The organism is Amycolatopsis sp. MJM2582, from assembly GCF_000754115.1.
Lineage (GTDB): Bacteria > Actinomycetota > Actinomycetes > Mycobacteriales > Pseudonocardiaceae > Amycolatopsis > Amycolatopsis japonica.
Window position 1 is genome coordinate 1153994 of record NZ_JPLW01000003.1, and the last position, 16476, is coordinate 1170469.

General features: G+C 68.9%; 13 protein-coding genes. 10 read left to right on the top strand and 3 right to left on the bottom strand.

The window, feature by feature from the left end:
* Nucleotides 1-19: 19 nt before the first annotated feature.
* A complete protein-coding gene (locus tag ED92_RS24240; RefSeq protein ID WP_037342225.1) occupies nucleotides 20-919 on the bottom strand; it encodes a sugar phosphate isomerase/epimerase in 900 nt (299 codons plus the stop codon).
* 101 nt (nucleotides 920-1020) lie between these two features.
* On the opposite strand from ED92_RS24240, the gene ED92_RS24245 reads away from it, so the two are divergent.
* The 3 genes from ED92_RS24245 (at nucleotide 1021) to ED92_RS24255 (ending at nucleotide 4036) form a co-directional block, all read left to right on the top strand.
* Entirely contained in the window at nucleotides 1021-2025 is a 1005-nt protein-coding gene (locus ED92_RS24245) for a LacI family DNA-binding transcriptional regulator (protein ID WP_037342226.1), read from the top strand.
* A gap of 4 nt (nucleotides 2026-2029) precedes the next feature.
* Complete coding sequence (locus ED92_RS24250) at nucleotides 2030-3031, top strand: Gfo/Idh/MocA family oxidoreductase (protein ID WP_037342227.1); 1002 nt, start codon at nucleotides 2030-2032, stop codon at nucleotides 3029-3031.
* 561 nt (nucleotides 3032-3592) lie between these two features.
* Nucleotides 3593-4036, top strand: coding sequence for a hypothetical protein (locus ED92_RS24255; RefSeq protein WP_081975899.1), 444 nt, complete (start codon nucleotides 3593-3595; stop codon nucleotides 4034-4036).
* Here the strand turns inward: ED92_RS24255 and ED92_RS24260 are convergent.
* Nucleotides 4033-7011 carry a BTAD domain-containing putative transcriptional regulator gene (locus ED92_RS24260; RefSeq protein ID WP_037342229.1) on the bottom strand — a complete coding sequence of 993 codons (2979 nt, stop codon included), beginning with the start codon at nucleotides 7009-7011 and terminating at the stop codon, nucleotides 4033-4035. The genes ED92_RS24255 and ED92_RS24260 overlap by 4 nt on opposite strands.
* A gap of 416 nt (nucleotides 7012-7427) precedes the next feature.
* Between ED92_RS24260 and ED92_RS24265 the strand changes: the two genes are divergently transcribed.
* From ED92_RS24265 to ED92_RS24280, 4 genes are read left to right on the top strand one after another with little or no spacing between them, the layout of a single operon-like run.
* Nucleotides 7428-7823 carry a GntR family transcriptional regulator gene (locus tag ED92_RS24265; RefSeq protein ID WP_016336295.1) on the top strand — a complete coding sequence of 132 codons (396 nt, stop codon included), beginning with the start codon at nucleotides 7428-7430 and terminating at the stop codon, nucleotides 7821-7823.
* Nucleotides 7820-8683, top strand: coding sequence for an ABC transporter ATP-binding protein (locus ED92_RS24270; protein WP_037342231.1), 864 nt, complete (start codon nucleotides 7820-7822; stop codon nucleotides 8681-8683). The genes ED92_RS24265 and ED92_RS24270 overlap by 4 nt, the downstream gene beginning before the upstream one ends.
* Before the next feature lie 9 nt (nucleotides 8684-8692).
* Entirely contained in the window at nucleotides 8693-9481 is a 789-nt protein-coding gene (locus ED92_RS24275; protein ID WP_037342233.1) for a transporter, read from the top strand.
* Nucleotides 9482-9495: 14 nt separating this feature from the next.
* On the top strand, nucleotides 9496-10416 hold the full coding sequence (locus ED92_RS24280) for an ABC transporter permease subunit (protein ID WP_037342234.1): 921 nt from the start codon (nucleotides 9496-9498) through the stop codon (nucleotides 10414-10416).
* Between the two features lie 20 nt (nucleotides 10417-10436).
* Here ED92_RS24280 and asnB read toward each other — a convergent pair whose 3' ends face one another.
* Nucleotides 10437-12269, bottom strand: coding sequence for an asparagine synthase (glutamine-hydrolyzing) (asnB, locus tag ED92_RS24285; protein WP_037342235.1), 1833 nt, complete (start codon nucleotides 12267-12269; stop codon nucleotides 10437-10439).
* 344 nt (nucleotides 12270-12613) lie between these two features.
* On the opposite strand from asnB, the gene kdpF reads away from it, so the two are divergent.
* Genes kdpF through kdpB form a run of 3 tightly spaced genes read left to right on the top strand, consistent with a single transcriptional unit; the run spans nucleotide 12614 to nucleotide 16475 of the window.
* Nucleotides 12614-12715, top strand: a complete 102-nt coding sequence (gene kdpF / locus ED92_RS24290; protein WP_007031325.1) for a K(+)-transporting ATPase subunit F — start codon at nucleotides 12614-12616, stop codon at nucleotides 12713-12715.
* Nucleotides 12715-14385, top strand: a complete 1671-nt coding sequence (kdpA, locus tag ED92_RS24295) for a potassium-transporting ATPase subunit KdpA (protein ID WP_037342237.1) — start codon at nucleotides 12715-12717, stop codon at nucleotides 14383-14385. The genes kdpF and kdpA overlap by 1 nt, the downstream gene beginning before the upstream one ends.
* Nucleotides 14382-16475 (top strand): potassium-transporting ATPase subunit KdpB, encoded by a 2094-nt coding sequence (gene kdpB / locus ED92_RS24300; protein ID WP_037342238.1) that lies wholly within the window; start codon nucleotides 14382-14384, stop codon nucleotides 16473-16475. Before kdpA ends, kdpB begins: the two co-directional genes overlap by 4 nt.
* Nucleotide 16476: the final 1 nt, after the last annotated feature.

The following is a 16476-nucleotide window of genomic DNA, read 5'->3' on the forward strand; positions in this document are numbered from 1 at the left end:
TCTCTCCTCGCTTCTTCCGTTACCTGGCAGCCGTGAGCCGGCTGACGATTCCGTCGAGATGCGCCAGGCTCCTGGCGACGTCCCGCTTCGGCAGATCCTCCGGGCTCCCCTCGCTCAGCGCGGTGTCCTGTTCGAGCACGTACCAGCCGTCGTAACCCGCCTCGTGGACGGACCTGACCATCGTTTCGATGTCGACGTCCCCGTCGCCCAAGGGGACATACAGACCTTTGCCCACCGCTTCGGCGTAGGGAAGCCTCCCGGCGCGGACCTCCTCGGCGAGTTCGCCGCGTACGTCCTTGAGATGCAGGTGCCCGACCCGGCCGGGATGGCGTTTCGCCAGCGCGACCGGATCGGTCCCGCCGATCAGGAGGTGCCCGGTGTCCAGGCACAGCGGGAGATCGGAATCGGCGAGGAAACGCTCGACCTCCCGTTCGGTCTCCACATGCGTCCCCACATGCGGGTGCAGCACGGTGCGGAGGCCGTGTCGCGCGGCGATTTCCTTGATCTCGCCGGAGGTTTTCACGAGGGTCGCCCATTCGGCGTCGCTCAGCTCCGGCCGATCGTCGTAACCGTCGAGCCCCGTCGCGGCGGCGAGGACGAGCATGCCGCCACCGCAGGCGGCGAACAACGCGGCGGATTCTTCGGCCTCCGCCAGCGCGGCTTCGGGATTCTCGTGCAGGACGACGGCGAGGAAGCCGCCGACCAGTTCGAGCCGGTGGCCGTTCAGCCGTTCGCGCAGCTCGGCCGGGTCTCGCGGCAGGTACCCGGGCGGGCCGAGCTCGGTGGCGCGCACTCCCAGCTCCGCCATTTCGCCCAGTACGGTCCCCGCGTCGAGCACACGGCCCCAGCCGGGGACTTCGCAGACGCCCCAAGAGATCGGGGCGGCGGCGACGCGGATCCGGGGTGTCGTGACGGTCATCGGCGGCCTCCGGGGATCGGGGTTAGAGCGCTCTATTGATTAGAGCGCTCTAATCATGTAGCGTCCGTCACAGTAAAGTCAAGGGCAGGGGGACGAGGGAAATGGCGCGACCGACGATGGAAGACGTCGCCGCGAAAGCGGGGGTGTCCCGCGCGCTCGTGTCGCTGGTGATGCGGAACGCGCCGAACGTCTCGGACGAGCGGCGCACGCGCGTGCTCTGTGCGGCGCACGAACTGGGTTATGAGCCGCACGCGATGGCCAGGTCGCTGGCGAGCCGGACGTCGACCGTCCTCGGCGTGATGGTCTCCGATCTCCGCAACGCGTTCTTCGCCGACGTCGTCGAGGGGCTCGACGCGGCGGCCGAAGCGGCCGGGTTCCATTTGATCCTCAACACCGGTGGCCGGAGTCCCGCGCGGGAGCGTGCCGCGCTGAAAAGCCTGCTGTCATTCCGGCCCGCCGGGGTGATCCTGCTGTCCCCGGTGGTCCCCGCGTCGGCGATCGAGGAAGCGGCCGCGCAAAGTCCGGTCGTCCTGGTGTCGCGGACATCGCGCGCGGCGGGTGTGGACACGGTGAACGACGACGGAGAGGCCGGCTCCGCCCTCGCCGTCGATCACCTGGTTTCCTTGGGGCATAAAAGGATCGCCCATCTGGACGGGGGGCTCGCCGCCGGTGCGGCTGCCCGGCGCCGGGGATATCTGCAGGCCATGCGGCGGCATCGGCTGCATCCGGTCATCGTGCGCAGCGAGCACACCGACACCGCGGGGGAGAAGGCCGTGCACGAACTGCTCGGCGATCCACCGGAAGGCGGAATGCCGACCGCGCTGGTGGCGGGCAACGACTTCAACGCCGTCGGCGCGATCTCCGCGTTGGAAGAGGCGGGCCTGCGCGTGCCGGAAGACGTTTCCGTGGTGGGCTACGACAACACCTCGCTCGCCGCGTTGCGCCATCTTTCACTGACCACTGTGGACCAGCCGCGTACCGAGATGGGCAGGCTGGCTGTCGAAGCACTGCTCGAACGGATCCGGGGTGAACGCGCCGAACCGGTCCGCCATCTGCTGCACCCGTCGCTGGTGGTCCGATCGACCACCGCCGCTCCAGAAAGGTAACCACATGAGGTTGGGACTCGCCGGCACCGGCCGGATCGGCACTTCGCACGCCGAGACCTTGAAGAGCTTCGACGAGGTTTCGTCCGTGGTCGTCGCCGACGTCGACGCCGCCCGCGCCCAGGCCGCCGCGGCGAAACTCGGCGTCGAAGCGGCGGCGGACATCCCTTCGCTGTTCGCGTCCTCTTTGGACGGTCTGGTGATCGCCGCGGCGACGGACGCGCATCCGGAGCTGATCCTCAAGGCGGTGGACGCGGGGATCCCCGTGTTCTGCGAGAAACCGGTCGCCGCCGACATCCCGGGAACACTCGCGGTGATCGACAAGATCTCCGGTGCCGACGTCCCGGTGCAGATCGGTTTCCAGCGCCGGTTCGACGCGGGCTACGCGGCCGCACGCGCGGCGGTGGCGTCGGGCGACCTCGGCTGGCTGCACACCTTGCGCGCGACCACGCTCGACCCGGCACCGCCGCCCGCCGAGTACGTCGCGCACTCCGGTGGCCTGTTCCGCGACTGTGGCGTGCACGACTTCGACGTCGTCCGGTTCGTGAGCGGCCGCGAGGTCGTCGAGGTCTACGCCGTGGGAACGAACAAGGGCGAGCGCTTCTTCGTCGACGCCGGCGACGTCGACACCGCGGCCGCGACCCTGACGCTGGACGACGGAACGCTCGCGGTGGTCTCGCTGACGCGCTACAACGGCGCGGGCTACGACGTCCGGCTGGAAGTGCTCGGCTCGGCGGGCAACGTCGTCGTGGGTCTGGACGACCGAGCGCCGCTGACCTCGGTGGAACCCGGTGTCCAGCCGTTGCCCGGCCCGGCGTATCCCGGGTTCATGGAACGCTTCCGCCCCGCGTACGTCAGCGAGTTGAAGACGTTCCTCGACGTCGCCGCCGGTCGCGCGCCGAGCCCGTGCGGTGCGGCTGATGCGCTGGAGGCGTTCTACATCGCCGAAGCGTGCGAGGTCTCGCGCCGCGAACGCCGCCCGGTGCGGGTGGAGGAGGTCCGCGTCTGAGGCACGCTCGCCGCCGCGAGTCGTCCGCCCGGACACGCGTGTCGTCCCTCCCATCACGCGTGTCGTCCATCCAGTCACGCGAAACCGCCGGCTGCGCAGGTCCCTCCAACGGCCCGGAAGGCCCCCTTTGTTGCGCCTAGCGCCAGGGTTCCGGCAAAGTGGCATAAGCGGCGACCAGGGGGCTCGTCACGCTGATCCCCCCGCATCGCTCGACCGTCCACAGGGGACACTTCCAAGGCGGTCTTGCCTGGTTTGGGCGTTTTCCGGGGTGGTCGTGAGTGTTTTTGGTCGTTCTAACGACAATCGCCACTCACGACCCCATTCGGAAACCGTACAAATAGGAATCAAACGGACATTTACTCGACCGTCGGCGTCCTTTGTGGACGGAACAGGGTGAACCTCCTGTCATCCGCACCCGCGACAGCTTCCTGCCATCGGCCACCACCAACCCGCTCCGCTCGCTAGGGTGGTCGCGAACGTCAGCGACGAACGCGCGGAGAGCGAGAGCGGATGCAGCCGAATCCACCGGGGCCCGGCTTTCCTCAGTATGGTCAGCCGCCGATGCCCAAACCGCGGGCCAACGCCCCGGCCGCGGTGATCGCCGGGGTCCTGGCGCTGCTCGCCGCCGCCATGCTCGTCTGGTTCGCGCTCTACAACGTCTTCGTCGCCACGGAGGTGAACGGCGGCTTGTCGGGCATCACGGTGCAGAACATGGCCAGCGGCGTCATCTCCGCGGTCTTCCTGGTGATCGCGGCGGTGTTCACGTTCGCCCGGCGGATTCCCGGCGCGTGGACCCTGTTCGGGCTCTGCGTGTTCTACGTGGTGGCCGTGTTCGTGGGGATGCCGCTCGTCTGGGGCACGCCCTTGAGCAGCCAGGTCAAGTGGCTCTTCAGCTTCGACGACGGCGACAGCACCGCGATGGCGCTGATGATCGTCTTCAGTGTCCTCGCGGCGGTCGCGGCGGCGATCGCCGGCAGCGTGAAGCCATCCGGGGCGAAAAGCTAGAGCTCGTCCAGGATCAGCTTCGCGCGTTCTTCGACGAGCCGGTAGCCGGAGCGCGCGGCGAGTTCGAGGGCCAGCTCACCGTGTGTCCGGGCTTCCGTGACCTTTCCCAGTTTCAGCAGGGTTTCCGCGAGCCCGGTCCGTGCGGCGGCCTCACACCAGAAGAAGCTGGTCGTCCGCGCGATGGACAACGCGAGCCGGTAATGCTCGGCTGCCTCCTCGGGCAGGCCGAGCCGTAGGCAGACCTCGCCGAGCCCGACGAGCGTCCAGGCCTCGGTGCCCCGGTCGCCGATCTTGCGGGTGAGTTCGACGGCTTCGAGCGCGTCCGTGCGGTTCTGCTCGCTCGGGTCGCGCCTGCTTTCGAGGACGGCCCTGCCGGACAGCGCGGTCGCCTCGCCGTAGGTGTAGCCCAGTTCGCGGTTGGCCGCGAGCGCGCGGGTGTAGAAGTCGTAGGCGTCGTCGGGAAGGCCGAGGTCACGGTGCACGTTGCCGAGGTCGACCAGCAGCACCGCGACGCTGAACCGCGCGCCGTCCCGTTCGGAGACCGCGAGCGCGCGGGTGAAGTTGGCGAGCGCCTCGTCGAGCTGACCCGTCTGCCAGTACGGGAAACCGAGGTTCGCCAGCGCCATCGAGACGGCGGGCATGTTCAGTTCTTCGCACAGCCGCAGGGATTCCAGCCCACAGCGGATGGCCTCCTGCGGGTCGCCGAGCCGCTGGTGCACGGCGCTCAGGTTGTTGAGCACGGCCGCGCGGCCGGCGTCCCAGCCGTCGAGGAGGTCGCCGCGCAGAGCGCTGGTGAGGTGTTCGCGCGCTTCGTCGTAGCGGCCGCTGTTGACGCAGGCGAGCGCGATGCTCAGGTGCATCGCGGCTTGTGCCTGCCCGGCTTCGCTGCGGCGGGCGGCCTTGAGCGCCGTCGATGCCGTGTCGATCCATTCCGCGTGATGACCGCGCTGGTGGAAGAAGGCGCGGAGCGCGTCGGCGAGATGCCACGAGAACTCGGGCGGGCCGTGTTCGGCGCTGTGCTCGACGGCGGCGGCGAGGTTCGGCCACTCGGCGTCGAGCCACGCCAGCGCCTCTTCGGTGTCGGCGAAGGGTGCGTCCGCCGGTTCTTCACGTGGCAGCCGCAGGAAATGCGGGATGAGGGCGCGGCCCGCGGCGTCGGCCGTGGTCAGGTAGCTCTCGAAGAGCCGCCTTTCCGCGGCCTCCCGTTCTGCCTGCGTGTCCTCCGACAGGGTGCGGCCCGCCGCGAAACTGCGGAGAAGATCGTGGAACCGGTAGCGCCCCGGCGTGTAGCGCTCGACCAGATGCGCTGCCGCGAGCGCCTTGAGCTGCTGATTCGCCTTCGAATGCGGGACGCCGGTCAGCGCCTGGGCGGCAGGGGCGGTGAACGTCTGTCCGGGGACGAGCGCGAGACGGCGGAACAGCTCGCGATGTTCTTCGGGAAGCGCGCGGTAGGAGACGCCGAACGCCGTGGTCACGGCGCTTTCCTCGGCGCCGTCGACGGTCAGTTCCGCCAGCGGATCGCCACCGGCCAGCTCGCGGGCGAGTTCGGCGATCTCGGGTTCGCCGCTCGCGCCGAGGTTGGCCGCCGCGATCCGGAGGGCGAGCGGGAGATGCCCGCACAGCCGGGCCAGTTCCGCGGCCGCGCCTTCCTCGGCGGCGACGGTCTCGCTGCCGAGCACGGCCTCCAGCAGATGCCGCGCGTCCTCGGCGGGCAGCACGGACAGCGGGAGCGCGCGGGCGCCGGTACGGGCGATGAGGTCGCCGAGCCGTTGGCGGCTGGTGACCAGGACGGTGCCCGACGGTGGCAGTAGCGGCAGCACCTGCCCGCTGTCGCGCACGTTGTCCAGCACCAGGAGCACGCGCCGGTCGGCGAGAAGGGAACGGAGCAACGCGGCCCGCGTGTCGATGTCCGGCGGGATCGCCTTGGGCGCGGTGCCGAGCGCCTGCAGGAGCTGGGTGAGCGCGACGGCCGGGGTGAGCGGTTCGTGGTCGGGATCGAAACCGCGCAGGTCGAGATAGAGCTGGCCGTCGGGGAAAGCGTCGCGGACGTGGTGGGCCCACCGGACCGCGAGCGCGGTCTTGCCGACCCCGGCGGTCCCGCTGATGACCCAGATGTCGGTCCCCTCGCCCGCGTGCCGGGTCGCCTCGTCGAGCCGCTCCAGTTCGGCCGCGCGCCCGGCGAACCCGCGGACGTCGTGCGGCAGCTGGGCGGGGCGGACCGGCTCGGGCCTGGTCGCCGGTTCCAGCGCGGGATCGGCGCCCAGGATGGCGGTTTCCAGCCGCCGCAGCTCCGGGGACGGGTCGAGACCCAGCTCGGAGCCGAGCCGGTCCCGCAACGCGCGGAAGGCTTCGAGGGCGTCGTCGGTGCGGCCTTCGCGGTGCAGCGCGAGCATGAGCTGCCCGACGAACCGCTGCCGCAGGGGATGCGCGGCGACCAGTTCGGTCAGCTCGGCGAGGACCTGCCTGCCGCGTCCGAGCCGCAGCTGCGCTTCGGCCCGGTCCTCCAGAGCCGTCCAGCGTGCCTCGTGCACGCCGCCGCGGAGCCGTTGCGCGACCTCGCCGCTCACCACGTCGGACAACGCGTCGCCGCGCCACAGGCCGAGGGCCTCGTCCAGGAGCTCCACGGCCGTCTCGTCGTCGGCGTCGCGGGCTTGCGCCGTCAGCTCGGTGAAGCGGTGCAGGTCGACCTGGCGCGCGTCGACCTTGAGCAGGTACCGGGTCCCCTCGGAGACGATCTCCGGCCCGCCCGCGCCGCGGAACACCGCCCGCAGCCTGGACACCAGCGCTTGCACGGTGTTCCGCGCACTGGCGGGCGGTTCCTCGGGCCAGAGCAGGTCGATGATCCGGTCGCGCGGCACCGGCTTGCCCGCCTCCAGCAGCAGGACCGCCAGCACGAGCCGTTGTTTGGGCGAGCCGAGATCGACCGGAACGCCACCGGCCCACGCCTCGACGGCGCCGAGGACGCGGAACTCCACCCGGCCACCTCCGCTCACCCTCGTCAGAGCCTGCAAGCGTAGTGCAAGCGCCCTGCATCCGGACGGCGTGATCCTTGCCAGGTGTCCACCGAGGACCCGTCGCCGGAACCGTGCCCAACCAACCAGACGGGCAGGACCCCCCATTCGGTTCCGGTACGACGGTGGGCACCTTCAACTTGCACAGGCACCGCCATCTGACGGCGGTGGGGGTTGGGGGTAGTGCCAGCTCGACGTCTTCCCCCGTGTCGTCGAACTGGCGCTTCTTCTTGACTGGGGCTGGGGTTTTCCGTGAAGGCCCCCTTGAGGGATCCAGAGTCCCTCAAGGGGGCCTTCACGTCTTTTCCGCGTGATCACTTGACAGGCGCCGACGTCTGCCTGCACCCTTTCACTACTTAATTAGTGAAAGGGTGTTGCCAGTGGTCACCTTCCACCTGGACAAGGGCTCGGGCGTCGCGACGTACGTCCAGCTCGTCCAGCAGGTCAAGAACGCCCTGCGGCTGGGGTTGCTGGAGCCGGGGGACCGGCTGCCGACGGCGAAGGAGGTGGTCGCCGAGCTGGCGATCAACCCCAACACCGTCCTCAAGGCCTATCGCGAACTGGAGCGCGAAGGGCTTGTCGAAGGGAAGCCGGGCCTCGGCACCTTCGTTCAGAAGACGCTCGGAGGCGCTTCGTTCGCGGAGCGCACGCGGTTGCGGAAAAGCCTGGGGGCTTGGGTCCGCGACGCGCGGGAATCGGGGCTGGATCAGGAAGACGTCGAGGCACTGTTCACCTCCGTGGTGGTCGACGGCTTTCGAGGGGAGCGGACCGCGTGACTGAGAAACCCGTCCTCGAGGCGACCGGCCTCGCCAAGCGCTATCGCCGCAAGTGGGCTTTGCGCGACTGCTCCCTCTCCGTCCCGAAAGGACGGGTCGTCGCACTGGTCGGGCCCAACGGCGCCGGCAAGACGACCTTCCTCCACCTGGCCGTCGGACTGCTCGACGCGACCCTCGGCTCGGTCTCGATCCAGGGAACCGCCGCCTTCCTCGCGCAGGACAAGCCGTTGTACCCGGGCTTCAGCATCGCCGAGATGCTCAAGTTCGGCAGGCGCCTCAACCCGGGTTGGGACGACGAGTTCGCACTCAAGCGCATCGATTCGCTCGGACTCGCCTTGAACCACAAGGTCGGCAAGCTGTCCGGCGGGCAGCGCGCGCAGGTCGCGCTCACCCTCGCGCTCGCGAAACGGCCGGACCTGCTGGTACTCGACGAGCCGCTCGCGAACCTCGATCCGCTGGCCCGGCACGAGGTCATGCGCGGGCTGATGGAGGCGGTCGCCGAAACCGGCATGACCGTGCTGCTGTCGTCCCACGTCGTCTCCGACCTGGAGAACACGTGTGACTGGCTGATCGTCCTCAACGGCGGCCGTGTCCAGGTCAGCGGCGACATCGACGAACTCGTCGCCGGGCACCGCACCCTCACCGGACCGGTGGAGGAGGCCGACGCGCTGGCCAAGCGGGTCACGGTGGTCGACGAAGCCCGCGCGGGGAGGCAGGCGACCGTGTTCGCCCGCACCGAGCCGGTTCCGCTCGGTCCACAGTGGAGCGAACGACCGGCGAACCTCGAAGAACTGGTGCTCGCGTACCTGCGGCGACCCGAATCCGCGAGCCTGCCTCGCCCGACACTGGCTTCGGCTTAAGGGAGAACGATGTTCTGGCTCACCTACCGCCAGCACCGGATGCAGCTGCTGATCACGGCCTGCCTGCTCGTCGCCGTCGGGATCCTGTTGCTGGTCAACGGGAACGCCGCCGCGGACAGCCCGGATCCGGCGAAACTCTTCAAGGATCTGTACACCTATCTCTCCTGGCTCCAGGTCGTCCCGGTGGCGATCGGTGTCTTCTGGGGCGCCCCGCTGGTGGCGGCCGAATACGAGCGCGGCACGACGAAACTCGCCTGGACCCAGTCGATCTCGCGGTTCCGCTGGCTCGGCGTGAAGCTGGGGTTCCTCGCCGTCCTCGCCACCCTCGGCGGGCTCGCGTTCGGCGCGATGATGCAGCGCTGGGTGGAGGCCTTTCCCACCGATCGCGGCGACATCGCCTTCACCAGCCGCTTCGACAACCCGGTCCTGTTCACGATGACCGGCGTCGCGCCAGGTGCGTGGTGGCTCTTCGGGTTCGTGCTCGGTACCGCCGCGGGCGCGCTCATCCGCAAGACCCTGCCCGCCATCGCCGTCACCATCGCGGTGGCCGTCGGCCTGATGATCGGGCTGAGCAACGTCCGTGACGGCTACGCGGAACCCGAACTCGTCCCGCTCGGCAAGGAGCCCGTCGGCCGGGTCGTGGAGATGATCAGGGACGCCGCCGGGGAGATCACCGCGCTCAAGGTCCTGCCGCAGGACTGGTACTGGCGTTTCCAGTGGACCGAAGCCGCGATCCTGACGGGGTTCTCGCTGCTGCTCGCCGTCGCCGCGACCTTCGCCGTCCGTCGCCGCTCTTAGAAAGGCACCACTCGTTGCTTTGGCTCACCTGGCGGCAGCACCGCACCCAGCTGCTCGTCACCCTCGGGTTCCTCGCCGTGATCGGCGGGATCCTGCTCCTGTCCGGACAAGCCGCGCTCGGCTCGGCGAGCGGCAAGATCGCTTCGTACTGCTACGGCGGCGGAGTGCCGTGCCGCGAGTACGACGCGGGGCTGGAAGACCTCTACCAGAAGGTCTACCCACTGATCGTGATCCTGCCGTTTGTCCCGTTGCTGGCGGGTGTCTTCTGGGGCGCGCCGTTGCTCGCCAAGGAATACGAACGCGGCACGTATCAACTCGTCTGGACGCAGTCGGTGAGCCGCGGGCGCTGGCTGGCCGCCAAGTTCGGCGTCCTCGCGGTGGCCGCGGCGCTCGCCGGGCTGGCTTTGGGACAGATGTTCGGCCGGTGGCTGGAGATCTTCCCCGGCAAGGCGGAGACGCTGAACGAGACGTCGTACTTCGGTGCCGTCGGCGTCGCGGCCGCCGCGTGGTGGTTGTTCGCGTTCGTCCTCGGTGCCGCGGCCGGGGTGCTGGTGCGCAAGACCGTGCCCGCCATCGCGATCACGGCCGCGGTGTTCGTCGCGGCCTCGATCACCCTGATGCTCCTGCGACCGCACTACGCCGAGCCGGTCCGGACGGTCGGCGTCGATCCCTCCACAAAGGACGGATTGATCGTGCGGGCGGGCCGGGTCGCGCCGGATGGCCGGGAGCTGCGTCTGCTCGACGAGGTGCCCGAATGTCCTCGCGGCAAGTGGATGACAGCTTGTGTCGAGGCGGCGGGCTACCGGGACTTCACCGTCTACCAGCCCGCCGGCCGGTTCTGGCGGTTCCAGTGGACCGAGGCGGGCATCCTGCTCGCCGCGACCGCGGTGCTCGGGGGTGCCGCGGTAGGGGGCACGGTCCGCCGCCGTCGCTGAGACGGCGGCGGACCGAGACCTCAGTCCAGCTGCAGTTCGGGCCGGTACAGGTCGAACCAGTGGTAGAGGTCCAGCGCCCGGTCGATCCCGGAGCGCTGGGCCGAGGACATCGTCGCCGGGTCCACTTCGGACACCCGGTGCAGCCAGTCGCGGTCGACCAGCTCGAACACCGGGTTGTCCCGTTCGGTCAGGGCCTCCTTGGCCTGCTGCTGCAACGCCGCCGCGTAGCCGGGGTCCTGAGTGGACGGATACGGGCTCTTGACCCGGTCCCGCACCGAGGCGGGGAGCACGTGTTCGGTCGCGTGCCGCAGCAGGCTCTTCTCCCTGCCGTCGAACGTCTTCAGCGACCAAGGCGTGTTGTAGACGTACTCGACGAGGCGGTGGTCGCAGAACGGCACGCGCACTTCGAGCCCGACCGCCATCGACGCCCGGTCCTTGCGGTCCAGCAGCATCCGCACGAACCGGCTCAGGTGCAGGTTGCAGACCGTGCGCATCTTGCGGTCCTGTTCGCTTTCACCGTCGAGGTGCTCGACCTGGGCGACGGCGGTGGCGTACTGGTCGGCGATGTAGCCGGGCAGATCCAGCTTCTTCTGGACCTCGCCGCGCAGGAGGGCGCCCCGCTCGCTGGTGAGCCCCATCCGGAAGGCGAGCCAGGGGAACGTCCCCGAGTTCACCGCGGCCTCGTCGTGGAACCAGCGGTACCCGCCGAAGACCTCGTCGGCGGATTCGCCGGACAGCGCCACCGTCGACTCCGCCCGGATCGCCTTGAACAGCAGGTACAGCGACGTGTCCATGTCGCCGAGCCCGGCCGGGATGTCCCGCGCGGTCAGCACCTTGCGGCGAACCTCCGGGTCACTGAGCTCCGCGGGGTTCAGCACGACGTCCTTGTGATCGGAGCCGACCAGCTGCGCGACGTCGCGGATGAAGGGCGAATCCGGGGTGTCGCGCACCTCGTCCGGTTTGAAGTTCTCCTCCTGGCCCTGGAAATCGACGGAGAACGTGCGCAGCCGCTCGCCCTGTTCGGCCAGCCGCGCCGCGGCGAGACCGGTGACGGCGCTGGAGTCGAGCCCGCCCGACAGCAGGACACAGCGGGGCACGTCGGCGATCAGCTGACGGTGCACGATGTCCGTCATCAGCTCGCGGACCCGCTCGACCGTGGTCTCCTGGTCGTCCGTGTGCTGCTTCGCGTCGAGCTTCCAGTACGTCCGCGTGCGGATCCCGGAGCGGTCGACGGTGACGATCGTGCCGGGGCCGACCTCGTGCATGCCCTTCCACAGCGACCAGCCCGGGGTTTTGGTCATGGCCATCAGTTCGCGCAGGCCGTCGGTGTCGACCACCTTGCGCGCCAAGGGATTCGCGAGGATCGCCTTCGGCTCGGAACCGAAGAGGACGCCGTCCGGGGTCGGGTAGTAGTAGAACGGCTTGATGCCCATGCGGTCGCGGATCATCACGAGCTTCTCGTCGCGCTCGTCCCAGATCGCGAAGGCGTACATGCCGTTGAGGTGGTCGACGACCTCGTCGCCCCACTCCAGATAGCCGTGGAGCACGACCTCGGTGTCGCTGTCGGTCTCGAACTTGTGGCCCCGCTTGAGAAGTTCCTCGCGCAGCTCGGTGAAGTTGTACGCCTCACCGCTGTAGACCATCGCGGCCAGCCCGGCCTCGGCCATCGGCTGCCTGCCGCCCGGCAGGTCGATGATCGCCAGCCGCCGGTGGCCCAGTGCGACGTTCGGCCGGACCCAGGTGCCCGAGTCGTCCGGTCCGCGGCACGCCATCGTCTCGGTCATCGCGTCGACGAACTCGCGACGTCGTGTCAGATCCGTGTCATAGGAGACCCACCCTGCGATTCCGCACATCGCTACCTCCTGGTGATTAGTTAGCGCATACAACTATCCGTAACACTGGTGTAACACGGTTCGCGCGGCTTGTCTGCCCGAATTGCACGCTCCGTCCGCAGTGCGTCACGGTCTGTGGGGCACGTCACCGGGCATCAAGAAGTCGTAAAGGCACCCGATCGGGGCATCAAGAGGCCGTCAGTCCGTCGCCGGAAGCGCCCTGACCTGGCGCAGTGTTGCGAGGTCCTGGTCGCCGATGGGGTGACCTGTCCTGAGAGGTGCCTAGTGGCCGACTTGCTCTACGCCGTGCTCCTGATCGGCGTATTCGTGGTTCTCGCCCTGACCCTTCGCGGTCTGGAAAAGCTGTGACCGGCACGGGAGCCGTGGCCAACGTCGTCGGCGGATTGCTGGCGCTGGGGCTGATCGTCTATTTGTTCATCGCACTGGTCAGGCCGGAGAAATTCTGATGTCAGACACGATGGCCGGCCTCCTGCAGGCCGGCCTCCTCTTCGTCGCGCTCGCCGTGGTCTACCGGCCACTGGGCGATTACATGGCGCGCGTCTTCACTGTGTCTTCTGTCGAGAAGCACACCAAGGCCGAACGCGGCCTGTACCGCCTGTTCCGGGTGAACCCCGGATCGGAACAGCACTGGAAGACCTACGCGTCCGCCGTGATCGGCTTCTCGTTCGTCTCCGTCGTCTTCCTGTACCTGCTTCAACGGCTCCAAGCGATCCTGCCGTGGAGCCTCGGCAAGGAACCGGTCTCGCCGGCGGTCGCCTTCAACACCGCCGTCAGCTTCGTGACGAACACGAACTGGCAGTCCTACAGCCCCGAAGCGACCATGGGTCACTTCGTGCAGATGGCCGGCCTGACCGTGCAGAACTTCCTGTCCGCCGCCGTCGGCCTTTCGGTCGCCATCGCGGTCGTCCGCGGCTTCGTCCGCTCGAAGACCGACCGCCTCGGCAACTTCTGGGTGGACCTGACGCGCGGCACGATCCGGATCCTGCTCCCGATCGCGTTCGTGGCGGCTATCGCGCTGATCGCGCTCGGCGTCGTGCAGAGCCTCAAGAGCGGCGTCGACGTCCTGAACCCGGACGGCAGCACGAGCAAGATCGCGCTCGCGCCCGCCGCGAGCCAGGAGGCCATCAAGGAACTCGGCACCAACGGCGGCGGCATCTTCAACGCCAACTCCGCGCACCCGTTCGAGAACCCGAACGCCTGGACCAACCTGATCGAGATCTTCCTGATCCTGGTCATCCCGGTGTCGCTGACCCGTACATTCGGCAAACTCGTCGGCAACACGCGGCAGGGTTACGTCCTGCTTTCGGTGATGGCCGGACTGTTCACCGCGATGCTCGCGGTCACCTGGCTGTCCGAAGCCAACGCGAGCGGGCCCGCGTCGCTGGCCGCCGGGGCGAACCTGGAGGGCAAGGAACAGCGGTTCGGCATTGGCCTGAGTTCGCTGTTCGCCAACGCCACCACCGGCACGTCGACCGGCGCGGTCAACGGAGCGCACGACAGCTACAGCGGGCTCGGCGGCGGAGGCGCGCTGCTCAACATGCTGCTGGGCGAGATCTCGCCGGGCGGGGTGGGCACCGGTCTGTACGGCATCCTCGTGATGGCCGTGATCGCGATGTTCCTCGCCGGGCTGATGGTCGGCCGGACGCCGGAATACCTGGGGAAGAAACTCGGCAAACGCGAGGTCACCTGCGCCGCCGTCTCCATGCTGGCGATGCCGACCGTGGTCCTGCTCGGCTCCGGTGTCGCGCTGATGCTGGCCGACACCCCGGCCGCCATGACGAACTCGGGCGCGCACGGCCTTTCCGAAGTCCTTTACGCCTACGCCTCGGCGGGCAACAACAACGGCAGCGCGTTCGGCGGGCTCACCGTGACGAACGACTGGTTCCAGTCTTCGCTGTCGGTGGCGATGCTGCTCGGCCGGTTCGTCCCGATCCTCGCCGTGCTGTGCCTCGCCGGATCCCTCGCCTCCCAGCGGAAGGTTCCGGAGACCGCCGGCACGCTGCCCACCACCGGGCCGCTCTTCGGCACGATGCTCGCCGGCACGATCGTGCTCGTCGCGGCCCTCACCTTCATCCCGGCGCTCGCGCTCGGGCCCATAGCAGAGGCACTCGCATGACCATGACTCAAGAACGCACCCCGGAGGAGATCTCCCAGCACCACGTGGAGAACACCGGCCGGGTCGGCGCGGGGATCTTCAGCCCGCGCCAGCTGCTGACCTCGCTCCCGGAGGCGCTGCGCAAGCTCAACCCCAAGCACCAGCTCGGCAACCCGGTCATGTTCGTGGTGTGGATCGGCTCGGCGCTGACCACGGTCTTCGCGATCACCGACCCGAGCGTGTTCACCATCCTCATCACGATCTGGCTGTGGTTCACCGTCCTGTTCGCGAATCTCGCCGAGGCCGTCGCGGAGGGCCGGGGCAAGGCACAGGCGGAAACCCTGCGGCGCAGCAAGAAGGAGACCGTCGCGCGCCGTCTCACCGAGGACGGCGACGAGGAGACCGTGCCGGGCGCCGACCTGCGCGTCGGTGACCTGGTGGTCGTCGAGGCCGGACAGGTCATCCCGGGTGACGGCGACGTCGTCGAGGGCATCGCGACCGTCGACGAATCGGCCATCACCGGCGAGTCGGCCCCGGTCATCCGCGAATCGGGCGGTGACCGGTGCGCGGTCACCGGCGGCACCACGGTGCTTTCCGACCGCGTCGTCGTGAAGATCACCACCAAACCCGGCGAGTCCTTTGTGGACCGCATGATCGCCTTGGTGGAGGGGGCTTCCCGGCAGAAGACGCCGAACGAGATCGCGCTGACGATCCTGCTCTCGACGCTCACGATCATCTTCCTGCTCGCCGTCGTGGCGCTGCAGCCGATGGCGGGTTACTCGGGCAGCCAGCAGTCGGTGATCGTGCTGACCGCGTTGCTGGTCTGCCTGATCCCGACGACGATCGGCGCGCTGCTGTCCGCGATCGGCATCGCGGGCATGGACCGGCTGGTGCAGCGCAACGTCCTCGCCACCAGTGGTCGCGCGGTGGAGGCCGCGGGCGACGTCTCGACGCTGCTGCTGGACAAGACCGGCACGATCACCTTCGGCAACCGGAAGGCCACCGAGCTGATCCCGGTCGGCGAGTCCACTGTGGACGAAATCGCCAAGGCGGCGCGGCTGTCCAGCCTCGCCGACGGCACGCCGGAGGGCCGCAGCATCGTCGAACTCGTCGCGAGGGAGCACGGGCTCGCGGAGACCGCGTCCGCCGACGAGAAGCTCGCGGACTTCGTCGAGTTCACCGCGCAGACCCGGATGAGCGGTATCGACATCGGCGGACGGCAGGTCCGCAAGGGTGCCACCGCGGCCGTCCGGCAATGGGTCCGCGAACGCGGCGGCGACATGCCGGACGAGACCGAAAGCGTCGTCGACGAGATCAGCCAGCAGGGCGGGACCCCGTTGGTGGTCGCGGAGTACGACGGCGCGAAAGCGTTCGTGCGCGGCGTGATCCGGCTGTCCGATGTGGTCAAACCCGGGATGAAGGAGCGGTTCGTCCAGCTCCGTTCGATGGGGATCAAGACCGTCATGATCACCGGGGACAACCCGCTCACCGCCAAGGCCATCGCGCAGGACGCGGGGGTCGACGACTATCTCGCCGAGGCCAAACCCGAAGACAAGATGGCGCTGATCAAGAAGGAGCAGGAGGGCGGGCGGCTGGTCGCGATGACCGGCGACGGCACCAACGACGCCCCCGCGCTCGCGCAGTCCGACGTCGGCGTCGCGATGAACACCGGGACCTCCGCCGCCAAGGAGGCGGGGAACATGGTGGACCTCGACTCCGACCCGACGAAACTGATCGAGATCGTGGAGATCGGCAAGCAGCTGCTGATCACCCGCGGCGCGCTCACCACGTTCAGCGTCGCCAACGACCTCGCGAAGTACTTCGCGATCCTGCCCGCGATGTTCACCGGTATCTTCGCCCAGCTCGGCGCGCTCAACATCATGCAGCTCGCGACGCCGAAGTCGGCGATCCTGTCGGCCGTCATCTTCAACGCCCTGATCATCGTCGGGCTGATCCCGCTCGCCCTGCGCGGCGTCCGGTACAAGCCGTCGTCGGCCTCGGCGCTGCTGCGCCGGAACCTGCTGGTCTACGGCCTCGGCGGCATCGTCAGCCCGTTCCTCGGGATCTGGCTGATCGATCTGCTCGTCCGTCTCATCCCTGGAATCGGGTAAC